Origin of the sequence: Pasteurella skyensis (assembly GCF_013377295.1) — a bacterium.
Classification (GTDB): Bacteria; Pseudomonadota; Gammaproteobacteria; order Enterobacterales; family Pasteurellaceae; genus Phocoenobacter; species Phocoenobacter skyensis.
Genome location: NZ_CP016180.1, coordinates 2,148,942 through 2,166,029 on the forward strand (window position 1 = coordinate 2,148,942; position 17,088 = coordinate 2,166,029).

Consider the following 17,088-nt stretch of genomic DNA (forward strand, 5'->3'; position numbering starts at 1 on the left):
GCTATTTTTGATTTTTAATCCATTCTATTAGAAGACGAGTACAATACATTGCTCGTTCTTCTTTTTTCATTGGTCGTAATTTTTTCAGAAGAGCAACTACTTTCTCATTAGGCTCATTGAAATTTGTACTCTTCATTTGATACATACCAGCCATATTAATACATTGTTCAGACCTCTCATTATTTAACTCTTGCATATTAGGTTCTTTTTGGAAAAAAGGAATAGGATGCTTTTTTAAATATTCTGCAAATTCTCTCATCTCTTCTGTATGCTCTTGATTGATAGCTAGCATTGGATTATAAAAAATTTTAATATATTTTTTTTCATTATTATCAACTAAATATAAAGGTAACTTTTTAATAATAGGTTTTTGTAAATTATCATATTGTAGTGGTGTAGCCACTAATAGTGTGGAATAGAGCAGTTGTAATACTATGATATAAAATATTTTTTTCATCAATCTATCCTTTTTTTTTATTTATTTTTTTATTTATTTAATTTTATCATCTACATTTGCAAAAAATCAAAAAGATCTTGCCGCTATATTGATACTAGAAATATCACTAGCAACCCTCCGTTTGTATATAATATATACGCCCATTGTTCTATAATCAATGTTACATAATATATTATTTTTTTATAGATAATTTAATTCAGTGTATTAAGAGAGTATATAGCATCCATTTTGCTTATTAAATACTCCCGTAGTTCTATTAAAAAGATGCTTTTTTAGGCACTTAAACTGTGGATAACTACGTATATAAACTGTGTTTAAAGATAGATCTATTATTTAATAACTTTTAAAGTCATTTTATCTGTGTATAACTATATAGGTTATACACAAGAAAGATCCTATAAATTTTTTATTTTTAAACATATCTTAGGATCCCTTAACTTTATGATCTATCTATTTTATTTTCTGTTATCAACAAAAAAAGGCGTTACTAATTACTATAATAATAAAGATCTATATATAAAGATCTTATATTAATTAGATTACTGTTTTTTCCTTAAAAACTTTTTGTAAAATAGCTTTTTTAAGATCTCAAAAATTCAGGTAGAATGATCTTCTAAATTAAGAATTTAAAAAATAATAAATTTAAAGGTTAAATATAAAATATGATTTATCAGAAAATATACGATGTCATTGTGATTGGTGGGGGACACGCAGGCACCGAAGCGGCACTTACTCCTGCTCGTATGGGATTAAAAACCTTATTATTAACACACAATATTGATACACTAGGGCAAATGTCTTGTAACCCAGCTATTGGTGGAATTGGTAAAGGTCACCTTGTAAAAGAAATTGATGCAATGGGTGGGTTAATGGCAAAGGCGACGGATCTTGCTGGTATTCAATTTCGTATTTTGAATAGCAGTAAAGGGCCTGCAGTACGTGCGACTCGTGCTCAGGCAGACCGTGTACTTTATCGTCAAGCCGTAAGAACAGCCCTTGAAAATCAGGAAAATTTAGATATTTTTCAGCAAGAAGTGGTGGATATTCTTGTTGAAAATGATCGTGTGGTCGGTGCAGTAACGAAAATGGGCTTAACTTTTAAATCTCGTTCCGTTGTATTAACGGCAGGAACGTTTTTGAAAGGTAAGATCCACATTGGAATGGAAAATTATGCGGGTGGTCGTGCGGGCGATCCTGCGTCAAATAGTTTATCGGATCGTTTGCATGATCTGAATTTAAGAATTGATCGCTTAAAAACGGGTACGCCACCAAGAATTGATGCGAGAACCATAGATTTTTCCGTATTAGCCGAGCAAAAAGGCGATCAAAATTTACCTGTAATGTCTTTTATGGGCAATGTGGATCAACACCCACAACAAATCTCTTGTTATATTACGCACACTAACGCACAGACTCACGATATTATTCGTGCGGGCTTAGATCGTAGTCCACTTTATGCTGGCGTGATTGAAGGTGTTGGACCACGTTACTGCCCGTCTATTGAAGATAAAGTGATGCGTTTTGCGGATCGTGATAGCCATCAGATCTACTTGGAACCAGAAGGTTTGACCACAACTGAAATTTACCCTAACGGTATTTCAACCAGTTTGCCTTTTGATGTGCAACAAAAATTAGTTAATTCAATGAAAGGGTTGGAAAATGCACGCATTATGCGACCAGGTTATGCGATTGAGTATGATTATTTTGACCCTCGTGATTTAAAACCAACCTTAGAAACCAAAGCGATTGCAGGTTTGTTCTTTGCAGGGCAAATTAATGGTACGACTGGTTATGAAGAAGCTGCCGCTCAGGGAATGCTAGCAGGGATTAACGCGGCGTTACAGGTGCAAGGTAAAGAGAGCTGGTATCCAACCCGTGATCAGGCTTATATGGGGGTATTGGTTGATGATTTATGTACACTTGGAACTAAAGAACCGTATCGTTTATTTACTTCTCGTGCGGAATACCGTTTATTGCTACGTGAAGACAATGCGGATATCCGCTTGACGCCGATTGCTCATAAATTTGGCTTGATTGATGAGGTTCGTTGGGCGAGATTTAATCAAAAAATGGAAAATATTGAAAAAGAGCGTGAGCGTCTAAAACAGATTTGGATCCACCCAAAATCACAATATTTACAAGCAGTAAATGAATTGGTTAAAACGCCTTTAACCCGTGAAGCCAGTGGCGAAGATCTATTACGTCGTCCAGAAGTGAACTATCAGAATTTAACCCAATTAGATGCTTTTTCCCCTGCTATTGAAGATAAACAAGCGGCGGAACAAGTGGAAATTTCGATTAAATATCAAGGTTATATTGAGCATCAATTAGCAGAAATTGAGAAACAAAAACGCCACGAATACACAGAAATTCCAGCAGATTTTGATTATAGCAAAGTAGAAAGTTTATCGAATGAAGTGCGTACCAAATTAGTAGAACATAAACCTGTTTCAATAGGACAAGCGTCTCGTATTTCAGGGGTAACACCTGCGGCTATTTCTATTTTATTGGTATCATTAAAAAAACAAGGAATGCTTAAGCGGGGTGATTTGTAATGAATTTTGCAAAAGCAGAAGCTTTGTTGAATGAACTTAACTTTGAAATTTCAACGGATCAAAAAGAAAAACTTTTTAAATTTGTGGCATTATTGGATAAATGGAATAAGGCTTATAATTTAACATCAGTACGTGATCCTGATGAAATGTGGATTAAGCATATTTTAGATAGTTTAGTGGTTAGCCCACACCTTGAAGGCTCTCGTTTTATTGATGTGGGAACAGGACCAGGATTACCGGGTCTTCCCCTTGCGATTATCAATCCGGATAAAGAATTTGTATTACTAGATTCGCTGGGTAAACGCATTCGTTTTATTGAGCAAGTTTTATTACAGCTTGGGATTAAAAATGTGACGCCTGTGCAATCTCGTGTAGAAGAATATCAACCTGAACAAGGCTTTGATGGCGTGCTAAGCCGTGCTTTTGCATCCTTAAATGATATGGTGCATTGGTGTGAACATTTACCGAGTGAAACAGGTCAATTTTATGCCTTAAAAGGGATTTATAATAAAGATGAAGTATCTGAATTACCTGATAATTTTAAAGTGGAGAATATTATTTCATTAGACGTACCTGAATTAATAGGAGAGCGTCATTTACTTTTAGTTAAAAAATTAACTTAAATAGTTATCTTTAATAAAAAAGGATTAAATGTTTTTATATTTTATTTTAATAGCCTTTTGTGCAGGAATTGTTTTAGCAATACAGGCAGCTATCAATACTCAGTTAGCACTTTCTTTAGGTGGTGAGAGTATTATATCTGCATTTATATCCTTTTTTATAGGTGCTATTGTTCTCTTTTTTATTTGTTTGTGGAAAACAGATTTATTTAATTCTTTATCTATTATTTATAAATTAGAATATTGGAAACTATTAGGTGGTGCTTTAGGTGCTTTTGTGGTTTTTACAACAATTTTTCTTTCACCTAAACTTGGTATTACAAATATGCTCTTTTTTATTATTATTGGGCAATTAATCAGTGCAGCTATTATTGATCATTATGGCTTAATTGGAATGAGTATAAAATCCTTTGATTTATGGAAATTTATAGGATTTATAATTATAGGGATTGGATTATTTATTTACTTTTTTGGTAAAAGAATATTAGGTTAATATCTAATAAAAATGAAGCGGTTAGATTAACGTAAAAATTTACAAATGGTACATTTACCTCATAACCGTAACACCACTTAAAATAACTCAGAAGGAGAGTGAAATCCTCGTCGTTTTCTAGGACGAAGATTAAGCTCTCTTTCCACTATATCTAATTCCTCTTGTGCAACTGATTTTAAATCAGTTCCTTTTGGAAAATACTGACGGATTAATCCATTTGTATTTTCATTTAATCCTCTTTGCCAAGGACTATTAGGATCTGCAAAGTAGGTTTTACATTCTAACTCATTTGCTATCTTTTCGTGAGAGAAAAATTCAACACCATTATCAAAAGTTATTGATTTAACTTTTTCTTTATAAGGCAATAAAGTACTAATGCAACGCTTTGCTAAACAACGGGCATTTTTACCTTCTAATTTTACAATTACTGTATAAGCCGTTTTTCTCTCAACTAAAGTTAATATTCCTGTATGATGCCCTTTTCCTTGTATTGTATCTGCTTCCCAATGCCCCAATTCTTCTTTTGTTTCTATTTCTTTAGGTCTATCATGAATAGATACTCTATTGGGTATTTTTCTAATGATTGCTCCTACCGACTTACTTCTTTTACGATATTTTTTATTGCCTCGCCGTAGATATTTATAAACCTCATCTTTACGATGAAAATGCCGTTTTATATATGCATAAATACCTCTGGGGCTAATGCCAAGCTCTTTAATTTTAGAAACTGTATAGCAAATTTGTTCAGGACTAAATCTCTTCTTTAAGTAAAAATAAATAATAGACCAAACTTGAGGTGTGATTGTTATTTTCTTTCGTTTCCTACGATGTCTTTGACGACACATTTTATTCGCACCACGAGGATTATAACCTCTAGTGCCTGTATTACGTTTTACCTCATTAAAAATAGTTGTAGCACTACAGCCAACAACTTTAGCTATTTGTCTATAACTATGTTTATGTTGCAATCCGTAAGAAATCTGGTATCTTTGTTCTAAAGTCAGTTGTTTATACATAACACTTATCTCCGTCAAGAAAAGTCAACGTATATTCTAACTGACTTTTCTTTTTATGGAAGTGTTACGGTTATTCGGTAAATCTGATATTTTTATTATAATCTGACCGCTTGGATTTATTGAAATAGTTAAGTTTTACAGGTCTAATTCTAATAATTCTGCTGATAGAACAATACCTGTTAGATCTGCATAAACATAATCTTCAGGGAAGAAAGTCACACCACCAAAATTAACAGGGGTATCCACTTCACCAATATCATTATTTTCTGATCCAACTGGGATTGGAGCAAGGGCTTGAATACCAATTTCAAGAGTTTCTAAAATATCTATTTGGCGTACAGCACCATAGACAATAATACCTTCCCAGCCATTTTCAACGGCGGTTGTTGCAAGTTCAGCATCGATTAATGCTCTTCTTACAGAACCTCCACCATCAACAAGTAAAATACGTCCTTTACCGTTTTCTTGTAAAACATCGGCAATAAGTCCGTTACTTTCAAAGCATTTAACAGTGGTTATTTGTCCAGAAAAGGCGCTATCTCCTCCAAATGTTGAAAACATTGGTTCTACAACATCAAGTTGATCGCCATAAAGATCACAAAGTACAGAAGTATCGATATTCATAATGAATCCTATAAAAATAGATGAATTTATGTAGCAGTATAGATCTCTTTATTTAATAACTCAACTTTTTACAAATTTTGTTTTGCAGATGGCTGTTTATTACTGTAATAGAATTTAATATTGTAGTATAATCAAAAGCCCTTTCTATAAAATTTATATAATAATATTTGGAGTAAATAATATATGGCTCGAGTAACGGTACAAGGTGCGGTAGATAAAGTTGGTAATCGTTTTGATTTAATATTAATGGCTTCTCGCCGTGCAAGACAATTACAGCTTCATGTCCGTGAACCTTTGGTTGAATTAGAAAATGATAAACCAACAGTAATTGCATTAAGAGAAATAGAAGAAGGTCTAATTAATAATGAATTAATGGATCAATTTGAAAATAGTGATGCTATTCAAAAAGAAGAAGCTGAGAAAGAAGCGATCTCTTTTTTAACAGATATTAAACCTACAGATATTTAACTAAGTTTAGGTGTAATAGTGTATTTGGCTGAAGCTTTTGAAGAGTTAAATGAGATTATACAAACTTATTTACCTGCGGATAAAATTGAATTAGTAAAAAAAGCCTTTATTGTGGCTCGTGATGCACATGAGGGACAGTTTCGTTCAAGTGGTGAACCTTATATTTATCACCCTGCTGCTGTTGCTTCTATTATTGCAAAAATGAAACTTGATCACGAAGCTATTATGGCTGCACTACTGCACGATGTAATAGAAGATACACCTTATACTGAAGAAGAATTAGCGAGTGAATTTGGTATAAGTGTTGCTGAAATTGTTCAAGGTGTTTCAAAATTAGATAAATTAAAATTTCGTACTCGTCAGGAAGCTCAAGTTGCTAATTTCCAAAAAATGGTTTTAGCAATGACTAAAGATATTCGAGTTGTTTTAATCAAATTGGCAGATAGAACGCATAATATGCGAACATTAGGTGCATTGCGTCCTGATAAACGTCGTCGTATAGCAAAAGAAACCCTTGAAATTTATACTCCTCTTGCTCATCGTTTAGGATTGGATAATCTCAAACGTGAGTTAGAAGATCTTTGCTTTGAAGCTCAATATCCACACCGTTTTCAAGTATTAAAAATGGCAGTAGAGTATGCGAGAGAAAATCGTAAACGCTTGATTGAAACCATTTCAAATGAAATTCAAGGTTTATTAGATAAGGCAAATATTCAAGGCTATGTATATGGGCGTGAAAAAAATATTTATACCCTCTATCAAAAAATGCGTCAAAAAGATCAGCATTTTCAATCAATCTTAGATATTTATTCTTTTAGAATTGTTGTAGATAATATAGATAATTGCTATAGAACATTAGGTTTATTACATTCATTATATAAACCTCGTCCAACCTTAATTAAAGATTATATATCTATTCCAAAACCTAATGGCTACCAATCTTTACATACTTCAATGTTTGGACATAAAGGTATGCCTATTGAAGCGCATATCCGCACTAAAGATATGGATCAAATGGCAGTAATGGGCGTTTCTGCTTATTGGAGTTATAAAGATGATTCTCATACTAGTGTACAGTTACGAGTGAACAAATGGTTACAAAGTATTGTTGAATTACAACAAAGTATTGAAAATACAGAAGAATTTATTGAAAATGTAAAATCTGATCTTTTTTCTGATGATATCTATATTTTTACTCCAAAAGGTAGAATTATTGAATTACCTGAAAATGCAACAGCCATTGATTTTGCTTATGCACTCCATTCTGATATTGGTGATAGTTGTGTAGCAGCTATTGTTGATCGTAATCCCTATCCATTATCTAAGCCTTTAAAAACAGGGCAAACAGTTCAAATTAAAACAAAAAAAGGACATACTCCAAAAAAAGAATGGCTGAATTTTGTGGTGAGTGCAAAAACACGTTCTAAAATTAGACACGCCCTTAAAATACAAACTGAGCAATAAAAAAATAAGTGGTAAAATTTTGTAAAAAATAACCCTTTGAATTTGTGATCTATATCAGAAAACTTCTATTATATTATTCCTTTCTTCTTTATGCAGTGATACCATTTCCAGATTACTATATTTTTATAAATTGAAGGAGTATTCTATGGAATTTCGTACTGAACACGACACTATGGGTGAAGTGAAAGTCCCTGCTAATCGTTATTGGGCTGCTCAAACTGAGCGTTCACGTAATAACTTTAAAATTGGTGAAGAAGCCTCTATGCCAAAAGAAATTATAGAAGCTTTTGGTTATTTGAAAAAAGCAGCTGCTTTTGCAAACTGCGATCTTGGTGTATTACCAACTGAAAAACGTGATTTAATTGCCAAAGCCTGTGATGAAATTTTAGCTAACCAATTAAACGGTGAATTTCCACTGGTTATTTGGCAAACAGGATCTGGTACACAATCAAATATGAATGTGAATGAAGTGGTAGCAAACCGTGCTCACGTCATAAATGGTGGAACATTAGGTGAAAAAAGTGTTATTCACCCAAATGATGATGTGAATAAATCACAATCTTCAAATGATACCTACCCAACAGCAATGCACATCGCAGCATACAAAAAAGTGGTTGAGCATACACTTCCTGCATTAAAACAGTTACAAAAAACCTTTGCGGATAAATCAGACGCATTCAAAAATGTAGTGAAAATCGGTCGTACCCACTTAATGGATGCAACACCATTAACCTTAGGTCAAGAGTTCTCAGCTTACGCAGCACAGCTTTCATTTGGTATAAAGGCTCTTGAAAATACCTTGCCACATTTAAGTGAATTAGCATTAGGTGGTACAGCAGTGGGTACAGGTCTAAATACACCAAAAGGTTACGATGTAAAAGTGGCAGAATATATTGCACAATTTACAGGTTTACCATTTGTAACTGCACAAAATAAATTTGAAGCCTTAGCTAGTCACGATGCAATCGTAGAAACACATGGTGCGTTAAAACAAATCGCAATGTCATTATTTAAAATCGCAAATGACGTACGTTTATTAGCTTCAGGTCCTCGTAGTGGAATTGGTGAAATTTTAATTCCTGAAAATGAACCAGGTTCATCAATTATGCCAGGTAAAGTAAACCCAACCCAGTGTGAAGCCTTAACAATGGTAGCAGCACAAGTGTTAGGTAACGATACGACTATTTCATTCGCTGGCTCACAGGGTCATTTCCAATTAAACGTATTCAAACCTGTAATGGCGTTTAACTTTTTACAATCAGCACAACTTTTAGCGGATGCGTGTTTATCATTTGATGAGCATTGTGCAAGTGGTATTGAACCAAACTTTGAGCGTATTAAGATGCAATTAGAAAACTCACTAATGTTAGTGACTGCATTAAATCCGCATATTGGTTATGAAAATGCAGCGAAAATTGCGAAAACGGCACATAAAAATGGCACAACACTAAGAGAAGAAGCAATTAACTTAGGTTTATTAACTTCTGAACAATTTGATGAATGGGTACGTCCTGAAGATATGGTTGGAAGTTTGAAATAGTTTTAAACTTATTTATTCATATAAAAATCCCTTACTTATTTTAGTAAGGGATTTTTTTAAGCGGTTACTTTTGACTTACTTTTTGCAATTATGCAAAATATTTTTCTAAATCGTCAAATCCACCAATGTGTTGTCCACCAATGAATACTTGAGGTGCTGTTGCACGACCAGTAATAGCACGAACAGATGTTATTGTTGCATCACGACCTAAAATAATTTCTTCGTAAGCAATACCTTTTTCTTCTAATAACATTTTTGCTTTAGTGCAATATGGGCAACCTGGTTTTGTGATGATTGATGCAGATTGTTTTGCTTTCCAATCTGGTTTTAAGTATTTGATCATAGTATCTGCATCTGATACTTCAAATGGGTCACCTGGTTTTTGTGGTTCGATGAACATTTTTTCAATTACTCCATCTTTTACAAGCATAGAATAACGCCAAGAGCGGTTACCAAAACCGATACCATCTTCATTTACTAACATTCCCATTGCTTCTGTAAACTTACCACTTCCATCTGGTAGGAATTTAATATTTTTTGCATTTTGATCTGCTTTCCACGCATTCATTACAAAAGTATCGTTTACAGATAAACAATAGATATCATCGATACCTAATGCTTCAAATTCACTAAATAATTCGTTATAACGAGGTAAGTGAGTTGAAGAACAAGTTGGTGTGAATGCACCTGGTAATGCGAATAAAATTACAGTTTTACCTGCAAAAATATCATTTGAAGTTACATCAACCCAGCTATCTTCTTGGCGTGTGTGAAATGTAACTTGAGGTACTTTTTGACCTGAAATATCTTGTAAAGACATAATTTTCTCCTATTTTATTGAGGTGTTTTGTTAAAAACTATTGACTATTTTACACCTATTTATGTCATAATGTCGCCTATTGTATCAATAGGTTTTTATAGGGTATTTCTATGAATATTAGAGATCTTGAGTATTTAATCGCTCTTTCAGAGTTTAAACACTTCCGTAAAGCAGCAGATTCTTGCAATGTAAGTCAACCCACATTGAGTGGTCAAATTAAAAAATTGGAAAATGAATTAGGTACGATATTACTTGAAAGAACAAGTCGTAAAGTACTCTTTACCCAAGCGGGTTTAATGTTAGTTGAACAAGCAAAAGTTATTTTACGAGAAGTTAAAGTGCTTAAAGATATGGCAAATAATCAGGGTAAAGATATGTCAGGGCCTCTTCATATTGGTATTATTCCAACACTTGCTCCTTATTTATCTCCAATAATTTTGCCTTTTTTATCTAAAAGTTTTCCTAAGTTAGAGTTATATATTTATGAGCTTCAAACGGCTGAATTAGTACAACAATTGGAAACAGGGCAGTTAGATTGTGGATTATTAGCATTTTGTCAAGAAACCACACCTTTTATTGAAGTACCTATTTTTGAAGAAAAAATACAATTAGCCGTATCAAATAAACATAAATGGGCAAATTTGAAAGAAATCGCATTATCAGAATTATCCGAAAAAGAGATGTTATTACTTGATGATGGTCATTGTTTGCGAGATAAAGCATTAAGTTATTGTTTATCTGTTGGAGGAAAAGAAGATAAACACTTTAAAGCAAAAAGTTTAGAGACATTGAGAAATATGGTTTCAGCAAATATGGGAATGACTTTAATGCCTGAATTAGCAATGGAATCAAAATTAGATAAACAAATACATTATATTCCTTTTGAAAAACCACAACCTTCTAGAAAAATAGGGCTAATTTATCGTCCAGGTTCACCTTTAAGAGTAAGATATGAGCGATTAGCAAAAGAAATAGCACAAATAATGGAAAAATATTTGTAAATTTATTTAAGAATTATTCAATTCTTGCATTTGTTGACGATAACGCCCTGCCGCTAAATGATAAAAAGGTTTTGGACAAAAATGACGAGAAACAACAGAAGCAATGAGAGATCCCATTATTCCCCAAATCATTGTTGATTGACTACCCGTCATTTCCATTACCACTACTGCTGCGGTGAGAGGGGATTGTGTTAGTGCGGCTAAAAAAGCAGACATTGAGAGCAATACTAATAAACGCTCATCAACAATACCCCCAGTTAATGCCCAAATGTCGGATCCAATTCCAGCTCCCATCGTTAATGCTGGAGAAAAAATACCACCAGCAATACCAGTCCAATAAGTAAAAATGGTTGCTAATATTTTTAATATACCTATGCCATCAGCAGTAATATCTGTTGGAGAATCATTTAACATTGACATTACTACTGAATAACCTGTTCCATAAGTTGTACCATCACTATATACGCCTAATGCAGCTAGAATAATACCTAGTAGTACTGCTAAAACCACTGGATTACGACGAACCCAGCCTCGTAGAAATGGAGGTACATAGCCAGCAGGACCTTTTGCAATCATTCGTGCTGTAATCCCTCCTAATATCCCATTAATGACAGCACATAATAATACCCACATTAACATATTTGGTGCAGAATTAATTCCTCTATAATTTGAGAAATAAGGGTTATTTCCCATAATAGCAACAAAAATAAAACCAGAGGCTAAAACACCAAATAATACTCGACGTTCCCAACGAAGTATTACTCCTCGTCCAAGTTCTTCTATCGCAAAAATAACACCAGCAAGAGGAGCGTTAAATGCAGCAGCTAAGCCACCCGCAGCTCCTGTGGCAATAAGTTGATTAAAACACATTCCCTTAAATGCCAAATTATGTTTACGACAAAAATTTCCCCATGCAAGCATCACTGCGGCTCCAACCTGAACAGAAGGACCTTCTCGACCAACACTTGCTCCAATTAGCATTGCTAAAAATGTTAAAGGAATTTTTAAAAGAGACGTTTCTAACTTAATTAAGTGTGTTTTAAATGGAGTATAAGGTAATTTAATGGAAGCAATTACTTGAGGAATACCACTTCCAGCTACATTTGGTGCAAATCGTTTTGTTGCCCAAGTCAGAAAAGCTAACCCTAATGGCAAAATTATCCAAGCTAAATAAGGATAACGTTTAACCCACCAAATATTTAATTCAAGCCCTAAATCAGCGAGTTTTGCAAAGCCTAAAGATGTTAGAGAAACAATGACTGATCCAATTAATAAACACAGAAAATCCAATGATTTTCGTGATAAACGAGTTGTTTGAATCAATTTATGTCTTAAAAAATGTAAATTTTTTGCAATGAACATAGGTAAAATAAAAAATAAAATGTGATTAGCTAATAATAACTCAAAAATAACACTATTTACTTTGATTTATACCAAAATTTTAAAAAATTTATTTAAAAAGATCTTTGTTTTTTTGTATTTAGATCTTAAATAAATAAAATTATTATTAATTAGATTATTAAATTTACAAAAAAATTAAAAAAGTAGTAAAATTTTGATATAGTTAGACAGTTTTTTATTAATTATTATTAGGAGAAAAAAATGGCACGTCGTCCACTTGTAATGGGTAACTGGAAATTAAACGGTAGCAAAGCATTCACAAAACAATTAGTTGAAGGCTTAAAAGCAGAATTAAAAGAAGTGAAAGGCTGTGATGTCGCAATTGCACCACCAGTAATGTATTTAGCTGAAGCTGAAGCGGCACTAACCGGTCAATCTGTGATTGCATTAGGTTCACAAAATGTGGATTTAAAACAATCTGGTGCATTCACGGGCGATATTTCAACTGAAATGTTAAAAGATTTTGGTGCAAAATACATTATCATCGGTCATTCTGAGCGTCGTCAATACCACAAAGAAAGTGATGAATTTGTAGCACAAAAATTCGGTGCGTTAAAAGAAGCGGGTTTAGTGCCTGTATTGTGTATCGGTGAAACGGAACAAGAAAACGAAGAAGGAAAAACGCAAGAAGTTTGCCAACGTCAAATTGATGCAGTTTTAAATACTTTAGGTGTAGAAGCATTTAACGGTGCAATCATTGCTTATGAACCAATTTGGGCAATCGGAACAGGTAAATCTGCCACTCCTGAGCAAGCTCAAGCAATTCACAAATCAATCCGTGATCATATCGCTGCAAAATCTCAAGCAGTCGCAGATCAAGTAATTATCCAATACGGTGGTTCAGTAAATGATTCAAATGCAGCAGACCTATTTACACAACCAGATATTGATGGTGCGTTAGTAGGTGGAGCTTCACTTAAAGCAGATGCTTTTGCAGTAATTGTTAAAGCAGCAGAAAAAGCAAAAAGTTAATTTATTTCTAAATAAATAGCCCTACTACAAGCGGTACGATTATTACAAAAATTTGCAAATTTTTTTGATAATCGTACCGCTTGATTTTTCTAAAGTTGCAGATAATTTCACAAAATTTATAATTTGTAGTTTACTATTAACACTTTAATTGCTATTTTTTTACAATGTTTTTACAAAATAAATAGGAATGGTGTGTTATGTCTTTTTCTCTTTCTAAAAAATATAGTCAATTACGTCGTGATATCACTTCATATTATCGCATTGATGAAAAAAAAGCGGTTGATCAGTTATATGAAACCTTAACTTTTACTCCCGAGCAAGAAAATGCCATTCAAAAAAATGCCGTAAATTTAATTAATAAAGTGCGTAATATTAAGAAGAATAGCTATGGCATTGATGCTTTAATGCAAGAGTTTTCATTGGGTGATGAAGAGGGAATAGCATTAATGTGTTTAGCGGAAGCATTATTACGTATTCCAGATGAAGAAACACAAGATGAATTAATTCACGATAAATTAAAAGAGGGCAATTGGCAAAGTCATATTGGGCGATCTTCTTCTATCTTTATTAACGCAGCTAGCTACGGTTTGTTACTGGGTAAAAAATTAAGCGGTAGTTTTGATGAAGAAACCCTTTCTAATGCGTTAACTCGTAGTTTTGCACGTTTATCTGCACCCGCTATGCGACTCGCAATGCTACAAGCAATGCGTATTTTAGGTGCTCAGTTTGTCACAGGAACAGATATTAACAATGCCCTTCATCGAGTAAAAAAACGTGTTGAGAAAGGATTTTGTTTCTCTTTTGATATGCTAGGTGAAGCAGCAATGACAGCTTCTGATGCCGAGCGGTATTTTCAAGATTATATTAATGCCATCGAAGCCGTTGGTAGAGATTCTGCAGATAAAGATATTTTTCAATCAAATGGCGTTTCAGTAAAACTTTCTGCCATTCATCCACGTTATTTTCGTTCGCAATATGATCGTGTTATGGACGAACTTTACCCAAAACTAAAACAACTAATGTTGTTAGGTAAAAAATACAATATTGGTATTAATATTGACGCTGAGGAAGCCAGCCGCTTAGAACTTTCTTTAGATCTAGTTGAAAAATTATTAGATGAACCAGAATTAAAAGGCTATAAAGGAATAGGTTTTGTTATTCAAGCCTATTCAAAACGTTGCCCTAAAGTGATTGATTATTTAATTGAATTAGCCCGTGAAAAACAAGGTTATTTAATGATCCGCTTGGTAAAAGGAGCATATTGGGACAGTGAAATTAAATGGGCACAAACAGAAGGATTAGAAGGCTTCCCTGTTTATACTCGAAAAAATCATACCGATATTTCTTACATTGCTTGTGCTAAAAAATTATTAACGGCTCAAGATGTGATTTATCCACAATTTGCGACCCATAACGTACAAAGTTTATGTACGATTTATGAATTAGGTAAAGATAAAAATTATGAATTTCAATGCCTACACGGAATGGGTGAGAATTTATATGACAACGTGGTTGGAAAAGAGAATTTTGACCGCTTAGTTCGTGTTTATGCTCCTGTTGGTACACACGAAACCCTGCTCGCCTATTTAGTGCGTCGTTTATTAGAAAATGGGGCTAATTCCTCTTTTGTACATCAACTGATCGATGAAACCATTCCCGCAGAACAGTTAGTGACACCACCTTGGAAACTTTATGAAAAATCTCAAGGTGAGCGAAACAAGGCGGTAAAATTACCATTAGAACTATTTAGTGATCGTAAAAATTCACAAGGTTTTGATTTAACCAATGAATTTACCCTTGAACAATTAGAGCAAGGTTTTGAAAATGCACAAATTGAAGCGGTTACATCCTTAGTAAATTTTGCAAATAAAACTATTCACCACGAAAGTCATTCTGTTTTTAATCCAGCGGATCTATCTAGTAAAGTCGGTGAGGTTTCATTTTTAAAAGTAGACGCAGTAGAACAAGTTTTTGGAAGTGCAACGATGACCGAGTGGAATAATTTTGATGCTACCTCAAAAGCAGATATTTTACGTAAAACCGCCAATCTTTACGAAGAGAATGCAGCATTACTAATGAAAATTGCCATTTTAGAGGCAGGTAAAACCTTACCAAATGCTATTGCAGAATTACGAGAGGCTGTGGATTTCTTACGTTATTATGCGGTTCAGTTAGAAAAATTGGCTCAATTGGGTAAACTTGCTGAGCCGAGAGGTAAGATTTTATGTATCTCTCCTTGGAACTTCCCATTAGCGATTTTCACAGGGCAAATTGCCGCAAGTTTGGCAGCAGGGAATGTGGTGATAGCAAAACCTGCTGAGCAAACTTCATTAATTGCCGCTGCTGCAGTTGAATTATTTTACCAAGCAGGCTTACCTCGTAGTGCATTGCAATTAGTATTAGGCACGGGTGATATTGGTGCAGCATTGGTAAAACAACCTTTTGATGGAGTGGTATTTACTGGTTCAACGGAAGTAGCAAAACTGATCAATGAACAATTAGCACAAACAGATAATGATCCTGTTTTTATTGCAGAAACAGGTGGACAAAATGTGTTAGTGGTTGATTCTTCTGCTCTGGCAGAACAAGTGATTGCAGATGTCTTAAACTCTGCTTTTGATTCAGCAGGACAACGTTGCTCTGCATTACGTATTTTATTATTACAAGAAGATGTTGCCGATAAAATTTACTCAATGCTATGTGAGGCAATGAAAGAGTTAAAAGTAGGAAACCCAACACAACTTGCCACTGATGTTGGTCCTGTTATTGACAAGGAAGCACTACAAAATTTAGACAATCACAAAATGAAAATGCGTCAAATAGCACAGCGTTATGTAGAACTTAAATCCCCTAAAGAAGGGCATTTTGTCGCACCTGCTGTTTATATATTAGATAACTTGGCACAACTAGAACGAGAAGTCTTTGGACCTATTTTACATATCGTTACCTATAAAAAAGAGAACCTCGCTAATGTGCTAGCTGAAGTCAATGCAAAAGGATATGCACTAACAGGAGGTTGCCATAGCCGAATTTATAAGCAGATGGATTTTGTTGAAAAACATCTAAATTGCGGTAATTTTTATATCAATAGAAATATTGTAGGTGCGGTTGTTGGGGTTCAGCCTTTTGGTGGACATAGCCAGTCAGGAACAGGACCAAAAGCAGGAGGGGAATTCTACCTACAACGCTTAACCAAAACAACCCAATATTATAGTCAGTTTGGCGATGAAATGGCTTTAGCTAATGCTAAACCGCTATTAGAGAGTATTACAGGTGAAGATAATTCATTAGCCTATTTACCTTGTGAAGTGGCTATTTTTGATGGTTCATTAGAACAAGCAAAACAAGCCACAGAAAAATTATTAGCTGCAGGTTTTAGTGTGTTAGTTGAACCACAACATCCATTGGCTAAATTAAACCTTGATAATATTCGAGTAGCAAAAACCTTAGGGCATTGTCAAAAAGGGGTTTATTTAGAAAATATAACGAAAGAGCAACGCCTTTGGGTAGCCCAAAATAGCCCCGCTATTTTTAAATGTTATGATTGGAGAGAAACTCAAGATTTAATGCCTCTTTATGATGAGTTTTCTCGTAGTGAAAATACCACCGCAGCAGGCGGAAATGCGTCTTTAATGGCAGCACAAGAACAATAAAAAA

At 34.1% G+C, this 17,088-nt stretch carries 13 protein-coding genes and 1 pseudogene; 9 read left to right on the forward strand and 5 right to left on the reverse strand.

The window, feature by feature from the left end:
• Nucleotide 1 precedes the first annotated feature (1 nt).
• Entirely contained in the window at nt 2–457 is a 456-nt protein-coding gene (locus A6B44_RS10375; protein ID WP_090923491.1) for a hypothetical protein, read from the reverse strand.
• Between the two features lie 662 nt (nt 458–1,119).
• Here A6B44_RS10375 and mnmG point away from each other — a divergent pair.
• From mnmG to A6B44_RS10390, 3 genes are read left to right on the forward strand one after another with little or no spacing between them, the layout of a single operon-like run.
• Nucleotides 1,120–3,012 carry a tRNA uridine-5-carboxymethylaminomethyl(34) synthesis enzyme MnmG gene (gene mnmG, locus A6B44_RS10380; RefSeq protein ID WP_090923489.1) on the forward strand — a complete coding sequence of 631 codons (1,893 nt, stop codon included), beginning with the start codon at nt 1,120–1,122 and terminating at the stop codon, nt 3,010–3,012.
• Nucleotides 3,012–3,635 carry a 16S rRNA (guanine(527)-N(7))-methyltransferase RsmG gene (gene rsmG / locus A6B44_RS10385; RefSeq protein ID WP_090923485.1) on the forward strand — a complete coding sequence of 208 codons (624 nt, stop codon included), beginning with the start codon at nt 3,012–3,014 and terminating at the stop codon, nt 3,633–3,635. The genes mnmG and rsmG overlap by 1 nt, the downstream gene beginning before the upstream one ends.
• Before the next feature lie 28 nt (nt 3,636–3,663).
• Nucleotides 3,664–4,125 (forward strand): DMT family transporter, encoded by a 462-nt coding sequence (locus A6B44_RS10390; protein WP_090923483.1) that lies wholly within the window; start codon nt 3,664–3,666, stop codon nt 4,123–4,125.
• Between the two features lie 77 nt (nt 4,126–4,202).
• Here the strand turns inward: A6B44_RS10390 and A6B44_RS10395 are convergent, their stop codons facing one another.
• Nucleotides 4,203–5,141, reverse strand: a complete 939-nt coding sequence (locus A6B44_RS10395) for an IS30 family transposase (protein WP_176673520.1) — start codon at nt 5,139–5,141, stop codon at nt 4,203–4,205.
• 135 nt (nt 5,142–5,276) lie between these two features.
• A complete protein-coding gene (rraA, locus tag A6B44_RS10400; protein WP_090919684.1) occupies nt 5,277–5,765 on the reverse strand; it encodes a ribonuclease E activity regulator RraA in 489 nt (162 codons plus the stop codon).
• Nucleotides 5,766–5,948: 183 nt separating this feature from the next.
• On the opposite strand from rraA, the gene rpoZ reads away from it, so the two are divergent.
• The 3 genes and pseudogenes from rpoZ to fumC all read left to right on the forward strand — a co-directional run bounded on the left by rpoZ (nt 5,949) and on the right by fumC (nt 9,237).
• Nucleotides 5,949–6,233, forward strand: coding sequence for a DNA-directed RNA polymerase subunit omega (gene rpoZ / locus A6B44_RS10405; RefSeq protein WP_090919687.1), 285 nt, complete (start codon nt 5,949–5,951; stop codon nt 6,231–6,233).
• Between the two features lie 24 nt (nt 6,234–6,257).
• Nucleotides 6,258–7,679, forward strand: a pseudogene (locus tag A6B44_RS10410) (RelA/SpoT family protein); the annotation flags it as partial.
• 163 nt (nt 7,680–7,842) lie between these two features.
• A complete protein-coding gene (fumC, locus tag A6B44_RS10415) occupies nt 7,843–9,237 on the forward strand; it encodes a class II fumarate hydratase (RefSeq protein ID WP_090919693.1) in 1,395 nt (464 codons plus the stop codon).
• An 88-nt stretch (nt 9,238–9,325) separates the two neighbouring features.
• Here fumC and A6B44_RS10420 read toward each other — a convergent pair whose 3' ends face one another.
• The gene (locus tag A6B44_RS10420) at nt 9,326–10,057 is read right to left on the reverse strand and encodes a glutathione peroxidase (protein WP_090919696.1); all 732 of its coding nucleotides are present in this window, start codon (nt 10,055–10,057) and stop codon (nt 9,326–9,328) included.
• Nucleotides 10,058–10,167: 110 nt separating this feature from the next.
• Here A6B44_RS10420 and oxyR point away from each other — a divergent pair, with 110 nt between their 5' ends.
• Nucleotides 10,168–11,058 carry a DNA-binding transcriptional regulator OxyR gene (gene oxyR, locus A6B44_RS10425; protein ID WP_090919699.1) on the forward strand — a complete coding sequence of 297 codons (891 nt, stop codon included), beginning with the start codon at nt 10,168–10,170 and terminating at the stop codon, nt 11,056–11,058.
• Between the two features lie 6 nt (nt 11,059–11,064).
• On the opposite strand, the gene A6B44_RS10430 is transcribed toward oxyR, so the two are convergent.
• A complete protein-coding gene (locus A6B44_RS10430) occupies nt 11,065–12,420 on the reverse strand; it encodes a chloride channel protein (protein ID WP_090919702.1) in 1,356 nt (451 codons plus the stop codon).
• 240 nt (nt 12,421–12,660) lie between these two features.
• Between A6B44_RS10430 and tpiA the strand changes: the two genes are divergently transcribed.
• Entirely contained in the window at nt 12,661–13,431 is a 771-nt protein-coding gene (tpiA, locus tag A6B44_RS10435; RefSeq protein WP_090919705.1) for a triose-phosphate isomerase, read from the forward strand.
• A 197-nt stretch (nt 13,432–13,628) separates the two neighbouring features.
• Nucleotides 13,629–17,084, forward strand: coding sequence for a bifunctional proline dehydrogenase/L-glutamate gamma-semialdehyde dehydrogenase PutA (gene putA / locus A6B44_RS10440; RefSeq protein WP_090919708.1), 3,456 nt, complete (start codon nt 13,629–13,631; stop codon nt 17,082–17,084).
• Nucleotides 17,085–17,088: the final 4 nt, after the last annotated feature.

Coding starts and splice junctions, on each gene's coding strand:
- rraA (WP_090919684.1), bottom strand. CDS start 5,765: ATGAATATCGATACTTCTGTACTTTGTGATCTTTATGGCGATCAACTT.
- A6B44_RS10375 (WP_090923491.1), bottom strand. CDS start 457: ATGAAAAAAATATTTTATATCATAGTATTACAACTGCTCTATTCCACA.
- tpiA (WP_090919705.1), top strand. CDS start 12,661: ATGGCACGTCGTCCACTTGTAATGGGTAACTGGAAATTAAACGGTAGC.
- A6B44_RS10390 (WP_090923483.1), top strand. CDS start 3,664: ATGTTTTTATATTTTATTTTAATAGCCTTTTGTGCAGGAATTGTTTTA.
- rsmG (WP_090923485.1), top strand. CDS start 3,012: ATGAATTTTGCAAAAGCAGAAGCTTTGTTGAATGAACTTAACTTTGAA.
- rpoZ (WP_090919687.1), top strand. CDS start 5,949: ATGGCTCGAGTAACGGTACAAGGTGCGGTAGATAAAGTTGGTAATCGT.
- A6B44_RS10420 (WP_090919696.1), bottom strand. CDS start 10,057: ATGTCTTTACAAGATATTTCAGGTCAAAAAGTACCTCAAGTTACATTT.
- fumC (WP_090919693.1), top strand. CDS start 7,843: ATGGAATTTCGTACTGAACACGACACTATGGGTGAAGTGAAAGTCCCT.
- oxyR (WP_090919699.1), top strand. CDS start 10,168: ATGAATATTAGAGATCTTGAGTATTTAATCGCTCTTTCAGAGTTTAAA.
- A6B44_RS10395 (WP_176673520.1), bottom strand. CDS start 5,141: ATGTATAAACAACTGACTTTAGAACAAAGATACCAGATTTCTTACGGA.
- putA (WP_090919708.1), top strand. CDS start 13,629: ATGTCTTTTTCTCTTTCTAAAAAATATAGTCAATTACGTCGTGATATC.
- A6B44_RS10430 (WP_090919702.1), bottom strand. CDS start 12,420: ATGTTCATTGCAAAAAATTTACATTTTTTAAGACATAAATTGATTCAA.
- mnmG (WP_090923489.1), top strand. CDS start 1,120: ATGATTTATCAGAAAATATACGATGTCATTGTGATTGGTGGGGGACAC.